The organism is Aureimonas jatrophae, assembly GCF_900104035.1.
GTDB lineage: Bacteria > Pseudomonadota > Alphaproteobacteria > Rhizobiales > Rhizobiaceae > Aureimonas > Aureimonas jatrophae.
The window spans coordinates 643,129-663,506 of sequence record NZ_FNIT01000002.1; the positions used below are offsets into that span (position 1 = coordinate 643,129).

Annotated in this window: 23 protein-coding genes; 14 read left to right on the forward strand and 9 right to left on the reverse strand. The window is 68.9% G+C overall.

Going from position 1 to position 20,378, the window contains the following annotated elements; translation table 11 throughout:
- Positions 1-68: 68 nt before the first annotated feature.
- Both BLQ76_RS07425 and BLQ76_RS07430 read right to left on the reverse strand, forming a co-directional pair.
- Positions 69-959 (reverse strand): EamA family transporter, encoded by an 891-nt coding sequence (locus BLQ76_RS07425; RefSeq protein ID WP_090671130.1) that lies wholly within the window; start codon positions 957-959, stop codon positions 69-71.
- A 61-nt stretch (positions 960-1,020) separates the two neighbouring features.
- Positions 1,021-1,494: a DUF2244 domain-containing protein gene (locus BLQ76_RS07430; protein ID WP_090671454.1), complete on the reverse strand. Its 474-nt coding sequence runs from the start codon at positions 1,492-1,494 to the stop codon at positions 1,021-1,023.
- Positions 1,495-1,607: 113 nt separating this feature from the next.
- Between BLQ76_RS07430 and nth the strand changes: the two genes are divergently transcribed.
- Complete coding sequence (nth, locus tag BLQ76_RS07435) at positions 1,608-2,504, forward strand: endonuclease III (protein WP_090671133.1); 897 nt, start codon at positions 1,608-1,610, stop codon at positions 2,502-2,504.
- On the opposite strand, the gene BLQ76_RS07440 is transcribed toward nth, so the two are convergent.
- Positions 2,437-3,243, reverse strand: coding sequence for a sulfate transporter family protein (locus BLQ76_RS07440; protein ID WP_090671137.1), 807 nt, complete (start codon positions 3,241-3,243; stop codon positions 2,437-2,439). The genes nth and BLQ76_RS07440 overlap by 68 nt on opposite strands.
- Before the next feature lie 165 nt (positions 3,244-3,408).
- Here BLQ76_RS07440 and BLQ76_RS07445 point away from each other — a divergent pair, with 165 nt between their 5' ends.
- Entirely contained in the window at positions 3,409-4,419 is a 1,011-nt protein-coding gene (locus BLQ76_RS07445; protein WP_244519511.1) for an adenosine kinase, read from the forward strand.
- A gap of 74 nt (positions 4,420-4,493) precedes the next feature.
- Here the strand turns inward: BLQ76_RS07445 and BLQ76_RS07450 are convergent, their stop codons facing one another.
- Positions 4,494-5,342: a sensor domain-containing diguanylate cyclase gene (locus BLQ76_RS07450; protein WP_090671141.1), complete on the reverse strand. Its 849-nt coding sequence runs from the start codon at positions 5,340-5,342 to the stop codon at positions 4,494-4,496.
- 185 nt (positions 5,343-5,527) lie between these two features.
- Between BLQ76_RS07450 and BLQ76_RS07455 the strand changes: the two genes are divergently transcribed.
- The 4 genes from BLQ76_RS07455 to BLQ76_RS07465 all read left to right on the forward strand — a co-directional run bounded on the left by BLQ76_RS07455 (position 5,528) and on the right by BLQ76_RS07465 (position 6,613).
- A complete protein-coding gene (locus tag BLQ76_RS07455) occupies positions 5,528-5,710 on the forward strand; it encodes a hypothetical protein (protein WP_090671145.1) in 183 nt (60 codons plus the stop codon).
- Between the two features lie 73 nt (positions 5,711-5,783).
- Positions 5,784-5,948, forward strand: a complete 165-nt coding sequence (locus BLQ76_RS22040; protein WP_170842506.1) for a hypothetical protein — start codon at positions 5,784-5,786, stop codon at positions 5,946-5,948.
- A 23-nt stretch (positions 5,949-5,971) separates the two neighbouring features.
- Positions 5,972-6,154: a DUF3606 domain-containing protein gene (locus BLQ76_RS07460; protein ID WP_090671146.1), complete on the forward strand. Its 183-nt coding sequence runs from the start codon at positions 5,972-5,974 to the stop codon at positions 6,152-6,154.
- A gap of 99 nt (positions 6,155-6,253) precedes the next feature.
- Complete coding sequence (locus tag BLQ76_RS07465) at positions 6,254-6,613, forward strand: DUF6481 family protein (protein WP_090671149.1); 360 nt, start codon at positions 6,254-6,256, stop codon at positions 6,611-6,613.
- 63 nt (positions 6,614-6,676) lie between these two features.
- On the opposite strand, the gene BLQ76_RS07470 is transcribed toward BLQ76_RS07465, so the two are convergent.
- From BLQ76_RS07470 to BLQ76_RS07480, 3 genes are all read right to left on the reverse strand, one after another.
- Complete coding sequence (locus tag BLQ76_RS07470) at positions 6,677-6,898, reverse strand: hypothetical protein (RefSeq protein ID WP_139183951.1); 222 nt, start codon at positions 6,896-6,898, stop codon at positions 6,677-6,679.
- Positions 6,899-7,095: 197 nt separating this feature from the next.
- Positions 7,096-7,308, reverse strand: a complete 213-nt coding sequence (locus BLQ76_RS07475) for a cold-shock protein (RefSeq protein WP_090671154.1) — start codon at positions 7,306-7,308, stop codon at positions 7,096-7,098.
- A gap of 462 nt (positions 7,309-7,770) precedes the next feature.
- A complete protein-coding gene (locus BLQ76_RS07480) occupies positions 7,771-8,436 on the reverse strand; it encodes a TetR/AcrR family transcriptional regulator (protein ID WP_090671157.1) in 666 nt (221 codons plus the stop codon).
- 81 nt (positions 8,437-8,517) lie between these two features.
- Between BLQ76_RS07480 and BLQ76_RS07485 the strand changes: the two genes are divergently transcribed.
- Together BLQ76_RS07485 and BLQ76_RS07490 are read left to right on the forward strand one after the other, a co-directional pair.
- Complete coding sequence (locus tag BLQ76_RS07485) at positions 8,518-9,258, forward strand: SDR family NAD(P)-dependent oxidoreductase (RefSeq protein WP_090671160.1); 741 nt, start codon at positions 8,518-8,520, stop codon at positions 9,256-9,258.
- Between the two features lie 136 nt (positions 9,259-9,394).
- Positions 9,395-10,270 (forward strand): SDR family oxidoreductase, encoded by an 876-nt coding sequence (locus tag BLQ76_RS07490; protein ID WP_090671163.1) that lies wholly within the window; start codon positions 9,395-9,397, stop codon positions 10,268-10,270.
- A 73-nt stretch (positions 10,271-10,343) separates the two neighbouring features.
- Here the strand turns inward: BLQ76_RS07490 and BLQ76_RS07495 are convergent, their stop codons facing one another.
- Positions 10,344-11,012: an HAD family hydrolase gene (locus BLQ76_RS07495; protein WP_090671167.1), complete on the reverse strand. Its 669-nt coding sequence runs from the start codon at positions 11,010-11,012 to the stop codon at positions 10,344-10,346.
- Between the two features lie 219 nt (positions 11,013-11,231).
- Here BLQ76_RS07495 and BLQ76_RS07500 point away from each other — a divergent pair, with 219 nt between their 5' ends.
- The gene (locus BLQ76_RS07500) at positions 11,232-12,683 is read left to right on the forward strand and encodes a sensor domain-containing diguanylate cyclase (protein WP_090671170.1); all 1,452 of its coding nucleotides are present in this window, start codon (positions 11,232-11,234) and stop codon (positions 12,681-12,683) included.
- Between the two features lie 351 nt (positions 12,684-13,034).
- On the opposite strand, the gene BLQ76_RS07505 is transcribed toward BLQ76_RS07500, so the two are convergent.
- On the reverse strand, positions 13,035-15,065 hold the full coding sequence (locus BLQ76_RS07505) for an alpha/beta hydrolase domain-containing protein (protein WP_139183952.1): 2,031 nt from the start codon (positions 15,063-15,065) through the stop codon (positions 13,035-13,037).
- Positions 15,066-15,256: 191 nt separating this feature from the next.
- Between BLQ76_RS07505 and BLQ76_RS07510 the strand changes: the two genes are divergently transcribed.
- From BLQ76_RS07510 to BLQ76_RS07530, 5 genes are read left to right on the forward strand one after another with little or no spacing between them, the layout of a single operon-like run.
- Positions 15,257-16,207: a Bug family tripartite tricarboxylate transporter substrate binding protein gene (locus tag BLQ76_RS07510; RefSeq protein ID WP_090671176.1), complete on the forward strand. Its 951-nt coding sequence runs from the start codon at positions 15,257-15,259 to the stop codon at positions 16,205-16,207.
- A 27-nt stretch (positions 16,208-16,234) separates the two neighbouring features.
- A complete protein-coding gene (locus BLQ76_RS07515; protein ID WP_090671180.1) occupies positions 16,235-16,714 on the forward strand; it encodes a tripartite tricarboxylate transporter TctB family protein in 480 nt (159 codons plus the stop codon).
- 9 nt (positions 16,715-16,723) lie between these two features.
- Entirely contained in the window at positions 16,724-18,232 is a 1,509-nt protein-coding gene (locus BLQ76_RS07520; RefSeq protein WP_090671182.1) for a tripartite tricarboxylate transporter permease, read from the forward strand.
- Positions 18,232-19,635, forward strand: coding sequence for an MmgE/PrpD family protein (locus BLQ76_RS07525; protein WP_090671186.1), 1,404 nt, complete (start codon positions 18,232-18,234; stop codon positions 19,633-19,635). Before BLQ76_RS07520 ends, BLQ76_RS07525 begins: the two co-directional genes overlap by 1 nt.
- Positions 19,632-20,375 (forward strand): SDR family oxidoreductase, encoded by a 744-nt coding sequence (locus BLQ76_RS07530; protein ID WP_090671188.1) that lies wholly within the window; start codon positions 19,632-19,634, stop codon positions 20,373-20,375. The genes BLQ76_RS07525 and BLQ76_RS07530 overlap by 4 nt, the downstream gene beginning before the upstream one ends.
- Positions 20,376-20,378 lie beyond the last annotated feature (3 nt).

Genomic DNA, 20,378 nt, shown 5'->3' on the forward strand with positions numbered 1-20,378 from the left:
GGCCCTCGGTGCGAACGGTGTCGCGCCACTATGCTCGGGCGCTAGGCCGGACCGCCACCCGTTTTCCGTCAGGCGCGCGCCGGCACGAAGCGCGGCAGAAGCAAGCCGATCACGAGGCCGCTCATGACGAGTCCGGCGGCCGCGAGCTTCCACGGCTGCAACGGTTCGCCGAGCAGCAGCGTCGAGGCACCCATGCCGAAGACCGGCACGAGCAGCGCCATGGGCGTGACCAGGGCGGCCGGATGTCGCGACAGAAGCCAGCCCCAAGCCGAATAGCCGAAGAGCGTGTTGCCGACCGTCTGCCAGAGAAGCGTGCCCCAGTCGCCGAGGTCGGCGGTGACGAGGCTCGACCCGACGATCCGCGGGCCCTCGAACACGAGCGCGAGCGCAAGGAGGGGCGGCGCCGAAAACAGGCTCGACCAGACCACAAAATGGAGGAGGTTCGCGATACGGGCCTGCTTGGCCACGATGTTGCCGCAGGCCCAGCAGAACGCGCCGAGAACACACAGCGACAGGCCGAGCGGCGTGGTCGCGCCGTCGGTGTGGCGCGCGATCACCGCGATGCCGGACGCCGCCAGAAGCAGCGCGCCGATCTGGTAGAGGCGCACCCGCTCGCCCGAGATCGCGAGCGCCAGCCCGATCGTGAAGAAGACCTGGCACTGGAGCACGAGCGAGGCGAGGCCGGGCGAGATATGGCCCTGCATGGCGAAGAGCAGGAGCGCGAACTGACCCGAGCCGATCAGGACGCCGTAGGCCGCCAGCACCCGCCAGGGCACGCGCGGGCGCGGCACGAAGAACACGAGCGGCAGCGCGGCGAGCGTGAAGCGCAGCGCGCCGAACAGGAAGGGCGGCCAATGGTCGAGGCCGACGCGGATCACCACGAAGTTGGTGCCCCAGATGCCCACCACCGCCAGCGCGAGAAGGATATGGGCGAGGGGCAAGGTGGCGCGCGCGGTCATGGCGCCGCTTCTGGCAGATCCGGTGGGGGAAGGCGAGCGGAAGCAACCTCGCCCGCCGCTCTCAGCTGCGCTTGGCCTCGGCCAGCGCTTGCCCGAACGCTTCCGCGAAGCTTTCCCGATCGACCGGGTTCAGAAAAGCGCCGATCTCGGTGGTGCGGCCCCGTCCGGTGACGGCCATCCGCGTCACGCCGATCTCCTCGTGCCGGTCGACGTGGAACCGCGTCCAGAACGGATTGTAGCGCGCCTCGCGGACCTGCCCGGCAGGCGAGATCTTGCGAATCGCAAGCTCGGTGCGGGACACGCGCACCTCCTCGCGCGCGCGCGCCGAACGGTAGCTCGCGCGGAAGGCCAGCCACAGAAGCAGGACGTCGAGCCCGAAGAAGCCCATGATCGGCCAGGCGCCGTTGGACACGAAGACGATGCCCGACGCGAGGCTCGTGAGCCCGACGAGCAGCATCACCGTGTTGAAGCCGCGCCGGCCGAGCGAGCGGTAGGGCGTCAGCATCGCCTCGAACAGCGGCCGGTCCGCCGCCATGGTCTCGTCGGCCGTCTCGGATGGGGGGAAGCCGGGGTTCACGGGCCTTGCCTCGTTTGCCAAGATTCGCTTCATAGCCACCGACCCATCAGACCAGGACCGGAGGCGGTTTCGTGACACAAGCGCCCCCCGATCCCGAACGCAAGGGTCCGAGACGACGCGCGGCCAAGGGTAGCAGCCCGGCGGTCACCGCACAGGCGCCGGCAAAGGCGACCTCCGCCGGCCGAAAGGCGGGCACGAGGGCCGCAAAGGCGACGGGCAGCCGGGCGCGTCGGACCCATCCGCCGATCCCCTACACCGCGGACGCGATCGCGGAGATCTTCCGGCGCCTTGCCGTGCAGCGTCCGAACCCGACCTCGGAGCTGGAGCACAGCAACACGTTCACGCTGCTGGTCGCCGTGGTGCTGTCGGCGCAGATGACGGACATGGGGGTGAACCGCGCCACGCGCGAGCTCTTCCGCAGGGCGGACAACCCCGCCGCCATGGCCGCGCTCGGCGAGGACACGATCCGCGACATCATCCGCAACGTCGGCTTCTTCCGCACCAAGGCGCGCAACGTCCAGCGCCTGTCGGAGATCCTGCGGGATCAGCATGGCGGCGAGGTGCCGGAGGACCGGGCGAGCCTCGAGGCGCTGCCGGGGGTGGGCCGCAAGACGGCCAGCGTCATCCTGAACACCGCCTTCGGCCGCGAGACGCTGGCGGTCGACACCCATATCCTGCGCCTCGGCAACCGGTTGAAGCTCGCCCCGGGCAAGACGCCGGAACAGGTGGAGGAGGGGTTCCTGCGCATCATTCCGGACGGCTTCCTGCGCCACGCCCATCATTGGCTGATCCTGCACGGACGCTTCGTGTGCAAGGCCCGCAAGCCCGACTGCCCGTCCTGCGTGATCGCCGATCTGTGCCGCGCGGACGAGCGATGGTGCGAGATCCCCGCCTCGCTCGTCACGCTTCCCGATGCCCCGCCGGGCCCCCAGCCCCTGCCGCCGGGCGCAAAGCGTCCGGGCGGCTAGCGGACCGCAAGAGCGCAGCCGTATCGCCTGGTGGCGCCAGTTCCAACCGGTCGCGCCGCGCGATGCGACCGTGCAGCCGGACCATCAGCGAGGCGGCGAACAGCGGCGTGAGAAGGTTGAGGATCGGCACCGCCAGGAAGGCGGCCAGGAGAAGCCCCGCCAGGAAGACCCGGGGGCCATGACGGGCCCGCAGCGCCCGCACGGCCTCCTCGGAGTGGTAGCGCAGCGCCGCGAACTCGAAATACTCGCGACCCAGAAGATAGCCGTTGATCACGAAGAAGGCGCCGAGGTTGACCACCGGCACCAGAAGCAGGGCGAAGGCCAGGAGGTTGCCGAGGATCACGATGCCGAAGAAGCGCACCGACAGCGTGAGGCCCCGCACGAAGGGAAGCGCCCGGCCGGGCGGCAGGCCGGCCTCGCGCTCCACGACGTCGGCCGCGTCGTCGAGAAACAGTCCCGCGATCACCGCGCTGACCGGCGCGATCAGGAAGGCGAGAAGCAACGCAAGAAGCAGCCCTGCCGCAAAGGCCGCAAACCCCTCGGCATTATCGATCCATGCCGGCATGTCGGGCGAAAACCGCGCGAAGAAGGGAATGATCTCGCTGGCGAACAGCCAGCGCACGGCGAACCACAGCGCGACGAGCACCAGGGCCGTCAGGCCGAGCGCCTTCCAGAAGACGCCCCGCAACTCGGGCCTGAACAGGTCGCGAAGAGCCCCAAGGGCACTCGTCAAGATCATGAGCCGGAAACCCTCCGATCGTCGTCACGGCGGGAGGTGGGAGGCGACCCGCCCGACGGCAAGCGGTCGCGTTTCGGGTTTGATGCGCAGGCCTGCTCCTGTAGAGCGAATGGGATCGCAGGCCGCCGGCCGGTCCGACCCTCACCGTTCATCGGGACACAGCTCTTGAACCCCACCATCGACCTCCTGACGATCGGCAACGCGATCGTCGACATCCTGGCGCGGACCGACGACGGCTTCCTGGCCGACAACGCGATCGAGAAGGGGGCGATGACGCTGGTGGACGCGGCCCGGGCCTCGGCGATCTACGATGCCATGGGGCCGGCGATCGAGATGTCGGGCGGCTCGGCTGGCAACACGGTGGCGGGTCTTGTCTCGCTGGGCGGCACGGGCGCCTATATCGGCAAGGTCGCCGAGGACCAGCTGGGCCAGATCTTCACGCACGACATCCGATCGCTGGGCGTGGGCTACCGCACGCCGCCGCTACCTGCCGGCGGTCCGCCTACGGCCCGCTCGATGATCCTCGTGACGCCCGATGGCGAGCGCTCCATGAACACCCATCTGGGGGCGTGCACCGAGCTCGGACCCGAGGATGTCGACGAGGCCACGGTGGCCAGCGCCCGCGTGACCTATTTCGAGGGCTATCTCTGGGATCCGCCGCGCGCCAAGGATGCGATCCTGCGCGCCGCCGGCTTCGCGCACGCGCACGGCCGCGAGGTCGCGATGACCCTGTCCGACGCCTTCTGTGTCCACCGCTACCGGAGCGAGTTCCTCGAACTGATGCGCTCGGGAACCGTGGATATTGTGTTCTCGAACGAGGCCGAGGCGTTGGCGCTTTACGAGACCGAGGACTTCGACGACGCCGTCGCGCGCATCGGGCGCGACGCGCGCCGCATCGCGATCGTCACGCGCGGCGCCCAGGGCTGCACGGTCGTCGAGGGCGGGCAGGCGGTCAGCTATCCGGCCACCCGCGTGGATCCGGTGGTGGACACCACCGGGGCGGGCGATCTGTTCGCGGCCGGCTTCCTGCGCAGCTACACGGCCGGCCTCAATCATGCGCGATCGGCCCGCCTGGGCGCGGTCGCGGCGGGTCACATCATCGGACAGATCGGGCCGCGTCCGCAGGCACCGCTCGCCGACCTGCCCGCGGCGCGCGAGGTGTGGGAGCGGGCCTGACGGCGGGCCAGGGCCCAGCCCTCGAAGGGGCATGATCGGCGCGGCGCAGGCCGTGCCCGGCAGGGCGCCCCGCGCTACCCCGCGGCCTGCCGCTTGCTCGCATACATCGCGCCGTCCGCCGCGGCGAGCAACTCGGTCGCGCTGATTCCGGCCGCCCATGTCGCGGCCCCCAGACTGACGGTCAGCGGCACCGCGATGCCGCCGCAGGCTAGGGTCGTCCTGAACTGGCGCTGGATCCGCTCCATGGTCACCGCGACGGCGCCCGTGGTGGCCGCCGACACGATCGCGGTGAACTCGTCGCCGCCGATCCGCGCCAACTGGTCGCTCTCCCGCATCCCCTGGCGCAGGCGCTGGGCCGCCTGGCGCAGGACCTCGTCCCCGGTTCCGTGGCCGAAGCGATCGTTGATCGACTTGAACCGGTCGAGATCGGCCACGATGATCGAGAACGGCTTGCGCGTCGCCGCCGCCCGTCCCATCGCATGATCGAGGTCGCGGTCGAAGCGACGCCGGTTGCCGACGCCGGTCAGGGGATCCGAGAAGGCTGCCGAGTGCAACTCGGTCTCGGCCAGCTTGCGCGCCGTGATGTCGGTGCACAGTCCCAGGATCTCGACCATGCGGCCCTGCTCGTCGAGAACGGGTGTGAGCGTCGTGCGCCACCAGCGCCGGCCGTGCGGCATCTGCGTGGTTTCCTCGTATTCCTCGACCTTTCGGGATGCGAAGCAACGCCGGTAGTTGTCTTCGAACTCAGCGGCATCCTCCGCGCAGGCGAATTCCGTCGCCGTGCGCCCGACGACCATCGCCTTGGTCAGGCCGGTCAAGGCGCACAGTGCCTCGTTGATATTGGCAAACACAAAGGAGCCGTCGGAACCCAGCACGATCGAGAACGCCGGATGAACCAGAGCATCGACGTCGAACCTGGGCATTGGAGCGTCCCTGTTGCTGAAGCCTCGACGTTATCGCGAGCTTGGTGAAGGACGCGTGAAGACGGTCGGCGAGCGGAACACGGACCAGCCGCGCCTCCAAAAGGCCGGTCGTTTGGCGCAAGCCTGGCAGGCTAGAGCGGTGGTCCCGCGATCCGTCGCCCGATCCCACCGACAAGGCGACGCGCATGGTCTCTCCTGCCACCACGATCCGCTGCATCTCGGGCCATTGGCATGTCGTCGTGACCGTGGACGGTGCGGAGCAGTTCTATCCCGCGCCCGACAAGCTCGAAGCCGAGCTCATGATGGTCCGTGCGCGCCGACATCTGGCGACCCTGCGCATGAGAGGCGTCGACGCCCTCGACCACTAAGTCGGCGCGTCGGCGAGCAAAGCCGCGCGATCGTACCCATATGACAGTTTCCGGCACGAAAGGACCGATTCAGATGCGTACGCCGAACTACAACTTCGAGCGCCAGGAGCGCGACAAGGCGAAGGCCGCCAAGAAGGCGGAGAAGGCCGCCGCCAAGGCTGCCAAGACCGCTGCGGACGGCGGCCAGCACGAGGATCGAGAGGCGCTGCCGGACCCTTCCTCCCCTTCCGCGAACTGACGCGGAGAAAGGCACTCGCTGCCATGTCGAACCAGAACAAGAACCCGGCCAAGCCGGGCAAGGGCGCCTCGAACGAGGAACCCTACGAGCCGGAAGCCTTTGCCAAGAAGTACGGTATTCCGCCCGGCGAGGCGAAGACGATCATCAAGCGCTATGGACCCTCGCGCCGCAAGCTGGACACCTACATGACGGCGCGCAACGCCTGACGCGCGAGCGGGCGGCCCCGGTCTCCCGCTCAAGCCCTCTTTCGCGAACTCGGTTCGGATGCGATAGCGTCCGGACCCGCTCAACATCAGGACGAGAAATTGAAGATCGACACGGACTTTACCGACCGGCGTCAGGCCGCAAAGGACGCCAAGGCGGCCTTGTTGGAAAAGGCGAAGGCCAAGCAGAACGACCCCGCCCTTCAGGCCCGCCGCGCCGAGCGCGCCGCCGTCGTGGCGGCCCGCGAGGAGCGCGAGGCGGCCAAGCGGCAGCAGCGTGCGGAAGAGCAGGCGCGGCTCAAGGCCGAGCAGGAGGCCGAGCGCGTCGCCGCCGCGGAACTGGCGGCGCAGTCGGCCGCCTCGGAGCAGGACCGCCTGATCGCGAAGGCCCTGGCAGACCAGGCCGCGCAGAAGGCCAAGCGCGACGCGCGATACGCCGCGCGGCAACAGCGCAAGTCCTGACGCCGAAGCGTCTCAACGCAACGGCATGAGACTCGCCTGACGGTGCGGGAGTTGCCCGTTTCGTCAGGCGCCGGTTTTGCGCTTCGCCGCGCGCTTCTTGGTGTCCGGCGCGACGACGATCGTCGCATCGCGCGCCAGACGCAGGGCCTTCAGCCGTGCCGACTTGCTCTGCGTCGCCGCCGTCTGTGCGGCGATGGTTCGCATGGCCGAGCCCTTCTCGGACCGGTGATCGTGGGACGGGAAAAGGCGCTCGGCCTCGTTTTTCGATGTCGTCGAACGGTCCATCGTCGGTTCCTTGTCGAGCCGCCGCGACGAACGCGACGGCAACATACGAAGAAGGCCCCGCTTCCTCGCGGAAACGGGGCCTCGGGTCGGTCAGGTCCGCGCCTTGAATCCGTCCTGCCCACCGGTCCATCCGTGGCCGGCGTGCGAGAGACAGGACGCGGGGTTCGCCATCTCGAAGCCGGAGCTCCGCGAGGCGGTCAGGAAAGCGACTGGAGGTTTTCGGCCGCCATCTTGCCGGTGCGCCGGTCTGCGACCAGTTCGAAGCTGACCTTATCGCCCTCCTGCAGACCGGTCAGCCCGGACCGCTCGATCGCGCTGATATGCACGAAGGCGTCCTTGCTGCCGTCGTCCGGCGCGATGAAGCCAAAACCCTTGCCGTGGTTGAAGAATTTTACGGTTCCCGTTGGCATGGGACACCTTTCGGAAGAAAGTTCTCGTCGGCTGGCACGCGTTGCCGTCCGTTGCAGATCGAGTATTCAGAAAGAAGTTTGGAAGCAGGCGCTGCACACAGCAACGCGGGGTCAAAAGTTCCGGCCGTCTATCGACGCCTCGTATGTGCGCCTTTCCTGAATGGCGCGCAACCCCGGCACGGTCGATTGGTTGTTGTCCTTGCAACGAACTGTCACAGTGTTGGCTCGATCCGACCGATCGGTCGCGACCTTGAACCGGGCTGGCATCCCTGCCGACGTCGCTTCGCGAGGTCGCTCGTGCCGGGTTTGCGTTCCATTCCCATGGCGGGACGTTCCGGCTCGATCCCGGGCCGAAACCTATCGCGCGTTTCGGCCTCGCGCCGCCGAACGATCACCGAAGAACGCGCCGCCGGTATGCCGGCAGCCGGGAAGCCTCAGGGGTTGGTGCGCGGCGGGGCGCCATCAGGTCCGGGTCTCGGCCGCCGCCACACGGGCGTCCCAACCCTCCATGGCGATATCGGCGACAGCCTGAAGTTCCGGTCCCGTCGCGCCGTCGCGCGCCAGGATCGACATGCCGGCCTGCGTGGTCTGGACGAAGCGCGCGAGCCCCCGGCGATCCACCGAGGCCGGGATCTCTCCCGCCGCCATGCCGGTGTCGATGCGGTCCAGGAGACGCTCGAGGGTCTGGGCTCTCGCGTGCCGCACGAGGCCGCCGAGCGCGTCGTATCCCTCGCTGCCGACCTGCGAGAGCGTCACCATGCAGCCGCGCGGAATGTCGGCGACGCAACCGGTCAGGGCAGCGGCCGAGTCCGAAAGAAAGGCACGAACCGCCTCGCGTGTCGTGGGGGCGCCACGGAACCCGGCCCATACGAAGTCCTCGTTGTCGGTGACGTAGCGCTGCAGCGCCTCGGCGTAGAGCGCCTCCTTCGAGCCGAAGGCCGCATACAGGCTGGGCGATCCGATGCCCAGTTCCGTGGTCAGGTCGGCGATCGAGGTCGCCTCGAAACCCCGCGTCCAGAACAGGCGTACGGCCTTTGCGAGAGCCGCATCGCGGTCGAAGGCGCGCGGGCGCCCGCGCCGGCGGGGCGCGGCATCGCATCCGGTCGCGGGGTCACGGCTTTTTTGCATCGACCGTTATTTAATTCTGTTGACGCGTCTCGGCAACCTCGATACCGAATTGTGCATCGATCACTACAGAAAGACGAATCGATGACTCAGCTGACAGGCAAGCGGGCGCTCGTGACCGGCGGCTCCCGCGGTATCGGGGCGGCCATCGCCCATGCGCTGGCCGATGGCGGAGCCGACGTGGCGATCACCTTCGGCCAATCGGCCGATCGCGCGGCCGAGGTCGTGCGCGCCATCGAGGCCAAGGGCCGCAAGGCCGTGGCGATCCAGGCCGACGCCGCCGATCCGGCCGCGGTGCGACGCTCGGTGGACGAGGCCGCAGGCGCGCTCGGTGGTCTCGACATCCTGGTCAACAACGCCGCGATCGCCGCCTATGCGACGATTGCGGATGTCGACGTCGCGACGATCGACGCGTTGTTCGCGGTCAACGTGCGGGGCGCCATTCTCGCGAGCCAGGCCGCCATCCCGCACCTCCCCGACGGCGGCCGGATCGTGACGATCGGCTCCGGCGGCGCCGATCGCATCGTGGGCGACACCGGAACGATCTACTTCATGACGAAGTCGGCGCTGCAGACGCTGACGCGGGGTCTGGCCCGCGAACTCGGACCACGCGGCATCACCGCGAACCTCGTGCAGCCGGGTTCCACGGACACGGAGATGAACCCCGCCGACGGCCCCTTCGCGGACTTCCAGCGTGGCCTCAGCCCGCTCGGCCGCTTCGGAGCCCCCGAGGACGTCGCGGCGGCCGTTGCGTTTCTGGCGGCCCCCGCCGCCCGCCACATCACCGGCGCGATCCTGAACGTCGATGGCGGGCAGCTGACCTAGCCGACCCCCGGACGGCTGAACGACCGGGCGCGTCGGTTGCGCGTCCGGTCGTCGCGGAGCCGCTCGTCCGGTCGTTCGGGAGCCAAATCCCGCCGGTTCCGTTCGCATGGCATCCTCCTGCAACGGACCGGCATCCATGACCGACGATCCCCGTACCCTCCATCCCACACGCTTTCCCGGCGAGGCGACGCAGCCGCGCCCCGGCCTCGAGGACGCGATGCGTACCAAGCCGGACCATGGCGAGGAGAGCTACCACGGCAAGGGACTTCTGGACGGGCGCGTCGCGCTGATCACGGGCGGGGACTCCGGGATCGGCAAGGCGGTCGCGATCGCCTATGCGCGCGAGGGCGCCGACGTCGCGATCTCCTATCTGCCCGACGAGCAGGTCGATGCCGACGACACCCGATCCTGGGTGGAGAAGGCCGGACGGCGCTGCCTTCTGTTGCCCGGCGACATCCGGGACCGCGAGCATTGCCGACAGCTCGTCGAGCGAACGGTCGCCGAATTCGGCGCGATCGACATCCTCGTCAACAACGCCGCGGCCCAGACCACAAACGAGGATCTCGGCGACATCGACGACCGGGAGATGGAAGGCGCATTCCAGGCCAACGTCTTCGCCATGATCCGCCTGGCCAAGGCGGCCGTGCCGCACATGAAGCCGGGCTCGTCGATCGTGAACTCGACCAGCGTGCAGGCGAAGGTGGCGACGCCGAGCATGATCGTCTACGCGGCGACGAAGGGTGCCGTATCGAGCCTGACGATCGGTTTGTCGAACCTCCTGGCGCCCAAGGGCATCCGCGTGAACGCGGTCGCGCCCGGTCCCGTCTGGACGCCGATCCAGCCGATCGCGAAGGATCCCGACACGCTGGAAACGCTCGGGCACAATACGCCGCTCGGCCGCGCCGGTCAGCCGGCGGAGCTGGCGCCCTCCTACGTGCTCCTCGCCTCGGCCGAGGGCAGCTACCTGTCGGGCGCCGTGATCCCGGTCACCGGTGGCATGCCGATGTACTGATCGCGAGCACAAGAGGAGACCTCGCGGCGGGCGGCGGTGCGCTCGAGCCCACCGCCGCGCGCCGCCCGCCGCTTCAGGCGGTTAGAACGCCGGTGCGCTCGCGCACATAGGCCAGAAGTTCGGGATCGTTGAAGTCGCGCGCCAGAACACGCGCGCCGGCGGCCTGGAGCGTTGCGGGCTCGACCGAGGTCAGAAGGCCCACCACGCCGACCCCCGCCGCATGGGCCGAACGGGCACCGGCGGCGGAATCCTCGAAGGCGACCGAGCGGGCGGGATCGCCGCCCAACGCCTCGATCGCCGTCAGGTAGGGCAGCGGATGCGGCTTGGCGTTCGCCAGTTCATCGCCGATCACGAGGCACGCGAAGCGGTCCTCCAGACGCAGCGCGCGCAGCACGAGTTCGGCATTGGCGCGAGGCGCATTGGTCACCACCGCGCAGCGGATGCCGGCCCGATCCGCCCAATCCAGGAGCGCAAGAAGGCCGGACGCGGCTTCGAGGTCTTGCACCAGCGCGCGATAGGCCGCTTCCTTGGCATCCAGCACCGCCGCGCCGGCCGCAGGAGACAGATCCGGCAGGAAGCTGGCCGCCGTCGCCACGTTGGCGACGCCGATGATCCGCGTCCGGTAGGTTTCCCAGTCGAGGTCGATGCCGTGGGGCAGGAAGACGCTGCGCATGGCCTCGAAATGCAGATGGTCGGTTTCGACGATCGTGCCGTCCATGTCGAACAGAAGCGTGGCGGTCATGGGTGTGGTCTTTGTCTTCCGGCAGGAGGTCGCGAGGAATGGCGCAGCCGCAGCGTATGGCGTGGAACGCTCCTCCCGTCGAGCCGAAGGCTCCGGCGCGGTGGTATGCGACCGCTTCCCCGTGTCCCGCGGCACGGGTCCGTTAAGCATCGCGTGCTATCCGGGATGAAAGCCGCGTCGCCGCGGCGGTTCTGGGGTTGGCCGGAGAGATCGCCCACCATGTCCGACAGCCAGCGCGAGGCGCTTCGCCAGAAGGCCCTTGCTGAGATCGCCCTTCTCGACACACCGCCCGAACGCGAGTTCGATGCGCTCGCCAGGCTGGCGCAGCGCTTGCTGGGCACGAGCATGTCGTCGGTGACCCTGATCGACCCCGAGCGCCAATGGTTCAAGGCTCGCTGCGGGCCGCTGGCCCCGTGGACCGAACGCGGGCCGGCCCTGTGCACGGTGGTCTTCGAGAGCGAGCAGCCGCTGACGATCGCGGACGCGAGGCTCGATCCGCGCTTCGCCGGCAACCCGTTTGTCGTGGGCGAGCCCCATATCCGCTTCTATGCGGGTGTGCCCGTTCGGGTTCGCCAGGTGGACGGCGAACCCGTGACGATCGGAACGTTGTGCGTGCTCGATGACCGGCCCCGAGTGCCGCAGCCGGCCGACATCGATGTTCTGGCGGAACTCGCGTGCGTTGCCGAGGCGCTGGTGGAAGCGCGCGCCGTGGCCGTCCGCGCCAGCCAGGCCGCCGAGGAGCGGCGGCTGGCGAACGAGCGCCTGGAGCGCGAGCGTCGGCAGTTCAAGCAGGCCGAGCGCCTGGCCGAGATGGGATCCTGGCGCTACGATATCGTCGCGAACGTCACGTCCTGGTCCGACGGCATCTTCGCGATTCACGAGCTTCCCGCAGCCGGCGGCGTGCCCAACGCGGAGATCATGAGCTTCTTTCCCGAGCCTGATCGCAGCCTGTTCCTGGAAACCGTGAAGCGCACGCTCGACACGGGTGAGCCGTTCGAGATGGACGCCGCCTTCGTGACGGCGAAGGGCCGTCCGCGCCGCGTGCGCGTGTCCTGCGAGATCGAGCTGTCGAAGGGGCAGCCGGTGGCGTTGATCGGGATGCTTCAGGACATCACCGAGCGGTACGGCCTGGAAGAGCGTCTGCGTCGTCAGGCGCGGACCGACGATCTCACCCAACTCGCGAACCGGGCAGAGTTTCACCGGGTGCTCGACCAGCGCCTTCGCGAGGCGCGCGACAGAGGCGGCGAACTCGCCGTTCTCCTGATCGATCTCGACGGCTTCAAGGGCGTCAACGATGCGCTGGGGCATGCCGCCGGCGACGACGTGCTGCGCCGCGTGGCCGACCGGCTGCGGCAGTCTGGCCACGACAATGGCCTACCCGCCCGGCTCGGGGGCGACGAGTTCGCCGTGATCGTGCCGCAGTCGGTCGGTCGGGCCGACCTCATGCCGATGGTCGAGCGCCTGCTGCGCGATCTGCATATCGTGGTGAGCGAAGCGGGGCAGATCGCCCGTGTCACCGGAACGATCGGGATCGCGTGGTCGAGCGAGGCGGGAGGCGACCGGGAGAGGCTTCTGCGGCATGCAGACGACGCGCTCTATGCCGCAAAGCGAAGCTGCAAGGGAACGGCACGAACGTTCACGGAGGCGGGACGCGAACGCTCGGCTGGTTGAGGCGACCGGTTCCCGAACGACCGGCACGCGCAGCGCACACGAGGGGGTCTCGGAGGCTCGGCGGCGTTGCGCGCCGACGATCCGGCCCTGCGCGTACGAGAGGGCTCGCGCCCGGACGAGAGCGTGCGCCAGCGTTCTGATGGAATCGATCGCCCGTCCGGTTCCTGCCGAGATTCCCCTACCGGGTTCTCGACCTGAACCGGGCGATCGGCCTGAGCGTTCGGCTTGAACGCGGCGGCGCTCATCCGACACGCCGTTCGCGTCGGCTTGCATCTTTTCACCGGATCGAGGCCGATCCGGCGTTGAACGATGGCGGTGCGACGATGGCCGCCGATGCCGGCGCTCGCCCCATCAGGGAGCCAGGCCGACCTTGGTTTGGCGCGGCAACTGTCCGCCGCCGATGCGCTGGGCCGCTGCCGCCACCTGGCCGTCGGCATCCTCCGGCAGCAGGAAGCGACGGTCGACGAGATCCTCGGCCGCCTCTGCGACGGCGCGCACATAGGCTCCGGGACTGGCGTATCGCTCTTCGATCGACAAGCGTGGATCGCCCGAGGCCTCTTTCTCGCTGCGCGTTGCGGCAAAGGGAATGAACTGGCCGTTGAGCTGGCATTCCTCGCCGGCGGCAAATCCCTCGCGGCGCAGGCCCCAGCCCGTATGGGTGCCCAGCGGAACCGCGATATCCACGCTGCGGATGCCGGCGAGGTCGTTGCCGTCGCGGTCCGTCCGGGGCGCTAGGACGGTGTAGCCGGTGCCCTCGCGATAGGTGTAGGGCAGCTGCGTTCGGTCCTGCACGCCGATCCGGTTGATCGTACCGTTGTAGCTGACGCCGGGGATGGCGGGGAAGCCGATCGCCTCGCGCGGCAGCGTGGGTGCCAGGGTTCCGTCGGCGACCCGTGCGTAGGCGCTGTCCGGTGGTGCGACGCCCGCCGTCGACCAGAGATCGAGATCCACGAGAAGGGCGCGCGCCAGCGGTTGCCAGCGGTTCGGGTTGGTCTGCTGCTGGCAGTAGCCCCGGTCGATCGTCGTCTTGGGATCGTGCTCGACGCTGGCGTAGTAGTAGTAGCGCACGTCCTCCGGCAGTTCGATGTCGTGCCCCCGTCCGTCCGTGGTCACCAGCATCGCAGCCTTGCCCCAGGCCTCGTTGCCGCCGTCGGTATGGAAGACCTTCGGACAGGTATCGTTGGCGCTGCAGACCTTCAGGATGCCGTCCGTCGCGCCCGTTTCGGCGTCGGTCAGCGTCCCGTAGGTGAAAGGAAACTCGATCGCCGCGTTGGCGAAGCGCTCGTAGGCGCGCCCCGTCGCGTTGGCGTCGCCGAAGCGCTCGTTCAGCGCGATGGCATGTGCGCCCGACACATTGGGGTTGACGCCTTCGAAGACGATGCGCCCGTCCTCGTCCTCGTTGAAGCCGAGACGCAGGAAGCCCTTCAGCATGCGCCCGCTCTGCGAGGTGCCGTGCGAAAGGGCGTAGCGGATCGTCCCGGCGACGGGATTGGACGCCGTCCCGTCGTTGCGCAGGAACGAGGCGACATCGCGCGTGGCGGCAAAGCCGATGCCGCTGACATCGGGGTTCACGGCCGTATAAACGACATCGTACTGCGCGCCCGCATCGAAGCGCGCGAGCGAGGCGTGACGCCGATCGATCCGCAGGGTGCGGGGACCGGCAAAGGACCAAGCCTCGCGCGGCACCTCCATCGGCGTCTCGCCCGCGTGGTTGTGAACGAGAACCCGCGTGTCGCTCGCCTCGGGGTCGCGCACGTCGAACAGAAGCGGGATGTCGCCGCCCTCCGTCTTGTTGAATATCTGCGACATGATCACAGGTGCCGCGATCACCACTCCGCCCGTCTCGCGGGCTTCCGGCAGGGCGGCCTTCATGCGGCCGTTCCCGTCCGCGACGTTCTTGCCGCTCTGCCAGCCCGCCCAGGCGATCGTGTAGCCTCGCTCCATCAGGAAACCGTTGCCGGCGGCCTCGGGCTTGCGCATGTCGTTGCCGGAGGGCGCGTCGTTGTAGTTGCCGGGGGCCAGCTTGTTGCCGCGGTTGAGGACCTCGAAGAACAGACGATGGTTGCCTTTGGCCGGATCCGCCGGTCTCAGGATCTCGACCTCGGTGGAATAGCCAACCATGCCGTCGCCCTCGGTCGGCGCGAGATCGAGGTCGGCGATCACCGCGTTGCGGGGATGCTTCGGGTCGAGTTCACCGATCGCCCGGGCGCGGACGAGCTCGTAGGAACCGACGTCGCCGAAGGAGCGCCCGCCAAAGGCCGGTACGGTCTCCAGGATCTCGAAACGGACGATGCGCGCCTCGGCCGGGCCCGCCAGCATGGCGGCGCCCAGGAGCAGGGACCCCGTGAGCGTTCGAGCAATACGACGATGTTCAGAGTTCATGCGAGCGATCCGACCGTCCAGTTTCCGGATGCCGCGAGCGTATCCCGGCCGTGTGTCCGGCAGCAACGCTCTCGGCATCGGAAGCCTGCGCCGGTCTGCATTTTTTGTAAATAGTCGACACTTGACAATAAACTTTGTCGAAGCGCATTTTCGCTCGAACGCGACGGCAGATCGCGTCAGGGGAGGGTCGCATGCGCAAACTGATCGTCGGCGCGCTGGTCGCCGTTCAAATGGCCGCCGGAATGGTCGCGCTACGGGCCGAACCCTATCCGCATCGCACGGTCACGCTGGTGACGCATTCCAGCCCCGGCGGCGGCAGCGACGTGTTTCTGCGCCAGCTCGTGAAGTACCTGTCGCGGCAGATCGATGCGACCTTCGTGGTCGAGAACGTGCAGGGCGGCAGCGGCGCCAAGGCGATGGCGCGGCTGGCGTCGTCGCCCCCCGACGGCAGCGTCTTCTACGCCACGACGCCGACCTACATATACACGTCGCTCCTGTCGTCGTCAGCGACGACCTTCCGGGACCTCCAGCCGGTCGTGAACTTCTTTACCGACTCCGAGGTCGTCTACACGGCCGCGTCCAGTCCCTATCAGACGCTGGCCGACGTGATCGAGCACGCCCGGACCGAGCGCGGACGCTGGGGCGCGGCCAACCCGGCCTCGCTGGAGCGCCAGGCGGCGGAGCAGCTCAAGGCCGCCGCCGGCGTCCAGGCCGCGGTGGTCAGCCACGAGGGCGGCGGCGACATGATGATCAACGTCCTCAACGGCACGCTCGACATCGGCATCGGCGAGGTTCCCGAGCTGCGATCGCAGATCGAGAGCGGCCAGATCCGGCTTCTCGCCACGTTCAATCCCGAGCGCCTTCCCGCGTTTCCGGACGTGCCGACCGTGAAGGAGAGCGGCTACGACGTCGTTCTCCAGAAGTTCCGGGGACTGGCCGCGCCCAAGGGCCTCTCCGAGGACGTCGCCGCGATCTGGGATCGCGCGGCCAAGGCGACGCTCGACGATCCGGAGTATCGCCGAGCCTACGAGGAGGAGAGCCTGATCTCGAACTTCATCGGCCACGACAGCTATCCGCAGTTCGTCGACGGCTTCGCCGACGAGACCGCGGGCTTTCTTCGCGCCTCCGGCGTGATCCAGTAACGGGGCCCTCGGGCGGAAGGCACAGCCATGAAAGCGGATCTGATCAGCGGCCTGGTGCTGCTGGCGCTGGCGGCGGCGTATTTCGCGGCGGCCGAGACGATACCCTCATCGATGCTCGACGACGAGTTCGGCCCGCGCGGCCTGCCGGTCTACCTGGCCGCGCTTCTGGCCTTTCTGGCGTTCGTGCTCGTCGTCCGGGCTTTGGTCGGCCTGCGCGTGCGGCGTGCGGATGCGCTGGCCAACGACGAGGAGGAGACCGGCGACGACTACACGGCCTCGATCCGACGGGCCTTCGGGTTCCTTCTGATCGGGGCCGCCTACCTCGTTCTCCTGCCGATCCTCGGCTATCCGCTGGCGATCTCAGTCACGATCGCCGCCATCGCCCTGTTCGAGGGCGCCGCCCGCGACTGGCGCGTTCCCGCGGTCGCGATCGGCGGCGGACTCGGCTTCTGGCTTCTGTTCAACGGGCTCCTCGGCGTCGCGCAGCCGATGGGCGTCCTGTTCTAGGGAGCGGTCATGGACACGATCGCCGAGATCTTCACGCTTTCCACCACGACCCTGGTGATACCGGCGGCCATCGCCGGTCTCGTCTGGGGCATTCTCGGCGGTGCGCTGCCGGGCATCTCGGCCTCGATCACCATGGCCCTGCTGCTGCCGTTCACCTACACGATGGAGCCGATGACGGCGATCGTGCTCCTCGCCTCGGTCTATATCGGCGCGGAGTACGGCGGCTCGATCCCCGCCATCCTGATCCGCACGCCGGGCACCAACTCGGCCGCCGCGACCGTGATCGACGGCTACGAGATGAAGCGGCAGGGCCGGGCCGGCGAGGCGCTCGGCATCTCGCTCTGGTCGGGCTTCCTCGGCTCGATGTTCGGCCTCGTCATGCTCGTCACGATGACCGAGCCCCTGTCCTGGCTCGCGCTCGCCTTCAAGCCGACGAGCTACTTCGGTCTCGGCGTCCTCGGCCTCAGCGTCATCGCCTCCATGTCCGGCGGCTCGCTGGTGAAGGGACTGGCTGCGGCGATCGTCGGGCTGATGATCGCGACCGTCGGGGCCGACCCGATCGCCGGCGTCAACCGCTTCACCTTCGGCATCCCGGACCTTCTCAACGGCATCGAGCCGGTGCTCGTCATGGTGGGCGTGTTCGCCCTGTCGGAACTGATGATCCAGTCCGGCGCACCCGATCTCGGCGAGCTCAAGGAGAAGGTGCGCGTGCGGCTTCCCACGCGTGCCGTCATGAACCGCCTGAAGCGTTCGCAGGCCATCGGCTGCATCATGGGCCTGTTCGAGGGGCTGACGCCAGGCGGCGGCGGCTCGATCGCCGCCTTCATGTCCTACAACGAGGCCAAGCGCTGGTCGAAGACCCCGAAGCTCTTCGGCCATGGCTCGGAGGAGGGCGTCGCCGCACCCGAGACCGCCAACAACACGGTGGCCTCTACGACGCTGATCCCGCTTCTGAGCTTCGGCATCCCGAGCTCGAACTCGACGGCGGTGCTGCTCGGCGGCTTCCTGATCCACGGCCTCCTACCGGGGCCGCGCTTGTTCGAGCAGAACGGCGACGTCGTCACCGGACTGTATCTCGGCTCGTTCGTCGCGATCGTCGCCCAGCTCGCCTTCGGCATCCTGCTGCTGCCGGCCTGCGTCTGGCTCGTGAACCGGCCGCGCCCGTTTCTGGCGGCCTTCATCCTCGCCCTGATCCTGTCGGGCGTCTACACGCTGGACCACTCGCTGTTCTACGTTGGCTTCGCGCTGGCCATGGGCGCGGTCGGCTACCTCATGCGCATCGCCGGTTTCCCGTTCCTGCCGCTGATCCTCGGTGTCGTTCTCGGCCACATGGTGGAGTCCTCCTACCGGCGCTCGCTTCTTCTGTCGGGCGGCGATCACGGGATCTTCCTGGAGGATCCGATCGCGATCGGACTGCTTCTGGTGGCGTTCGGCTTCGTCGCCTTCTCGCTGGGCCGCGACCTGCGCGACGGCTGGCGCGCGCGTCGCATGCCTGCCTCTGCGGAGACCTTGTCCTGATGTCCACCTTGGCCCATGCCGCTCCTATCGACGAGGCGCGCAGCCTGTCGCAGCTCATCGCAGAATGGGGCGCGACGCTCTCCGTCCCGGACCTGCCCGAGGCGGTGCGCGAGAAGGCCGATCTTCTTCTGGTCGACGTGACCGGCCTGTGCCTCGCCGCGCGGCAGAGCGACTATGTCGGCGCGATCCTGCGCTCGTCCGAGCCGGGGCACTCGACGGCCATCGGCCACGCCCAGCGCCTCACCGCCGCCGATGCCGCTCTCCTGAACGGCACGGCCGCGCACGGCGAGGACTTCGACGACACGTTCGAGGGTGGCCCGGTTCATTCGGGCGCCGTGATCGTGCCGGCCGTTCTGGCCGTGGCCGAGCGCGACGGTCTGTCGCCCGAACGCATCCTTCTCGGCATCGCGGCGGGAACCGAGCTTCTCTGTCGGCTCGGACTGGCGGCGCCGAAAGCCATCCATCGCGCCGGGTTTCACCCGACCGCCGTGCTCGGGGCGCTCGCCAGCGCCTTCGCGGTCGGGGTCGCTCTGCGCCAGGACGCCGCCGCTTTGGCGCGCGGCCTCGGCATTGCCGGATCCACGGCGTCGGGCATCATCGAGTATCTCGGCGACGGAAGCTGGACCAAGCGCATGCACGCCGGCTGGGCGGCACAGTCGGGCCTGCGCGCGGCAGGAATGGCGGGCGCCGGCTTCGTCGGTCCGCGCCGCGTCCTTGAAGGCGAGCATGGCTTCTTCCACGCCTTCGCACCCTCGATCGAGCCTCTGGTCGGCGAGCTTCTGGGAGACCTCGGAACACGCTGGGTTTCGGAGCGCATCACCTTCAAGCCGTATCCCTGCGGCACCATGGTCCAGCCCTATATCGACTGTGCCGCCCGGCTGCGCGCTGAAGGGCAGGACTGGCGGGATGTGCGCGCGATCCGTTGCCGGACGTCCGACGGCTACGTGCACCGCCTCTGGGAGCCGCTTGCCCTCAAGCGCCGCCCACCCACCGATTACGCCGCCAAGTTCAGCGTGCCGTTCGGCGTCGCGCTCGGGCTCGTGCGCGGACACGCCGACCTTCCGGACTTCACGCCAGAGGCGATCCGGGACCCCGACCTCCTGCGGGTCGCCTCGCTCGTGAGCTACGAGATCGATCCCGCCGACCCTTATCCCGCGCGCTTCACGGGGCATGTCGAACTGGAGCTATCCGACGGTTCGCTGCGCGAGATGCGCCAGGACCATATGCGTGGCGGAGCCGACGCGCCGTTGTCGCGCGCCGATGTCGAACGCAAGTTCCTGCGCAACGCCGCCTATGGCGGGATCGCCGAGCCGGACCGGATGCTGGACCGCGTGCGCCGCCTCCTCGTCGACGGCGCTCCCGCGATCGCCGCGCTTCGTGCCGACCAAGGATCCGCCGCATGACCGAACCCGCCAGCGAACGCGCCGCCCTCGTGACCGGCGCCTCGCGCAATATCGGACGGGCTATCGCCGAGCGCCTCGCGCGCGACGGCGCTGACGTCCTGGTTCATGCCGCAAACGATCGAACGAGCGTCGAGGAAACGGCTCGCCTCGTCCGGGACATGGGCCGCCGGGCCGAGGTCGCCCTGGGAGACCTGACGGACCCTGCGATGGCCGAGACCATGGTGAACCAGGCGCTGGAGCGCTTCGGCCGGCTCGACGTCGTCGTGGCCAACGCGGCGGTTCGACCGGAGGCCACGATCGAGGAGATGAGCTTCGGGGAGTGGCGACAGGTCCTCGCCCTCGGGCTCGACAGCGTGTTTCTTCTTGTGAAGGCAGCCTTGCCGGCCCTCAAGCGCAGTCCGGCCGCCTCGATCGTCATGATCGGCGGCCTGACGGGCCACACCGGCGCGGCCCACCGGGCCCACGTGATCGCCGCCAAGGCAGGGCTTGCCGGCTTCGCCAAGGCGCTGGCGCATGAGCTCGCCCCCGCCGGCATCACCGTCAACACCGTCGCGCCCGGGCTGATCGAGACGCGCCGCGCAGGCGCTGAGCCCGCCCATCACGCGGCGCGCACCAACCCGCTCGGCCGGCGCGGCACGCCCGACGAGGTCGCGGCCGCCGTCGCCACGCTGACGCGGCCCGACATGCGCTACGTCACCGGACAGACGCTGCACGTGAACGGCGGGGCGCTGATGGTCTGACGC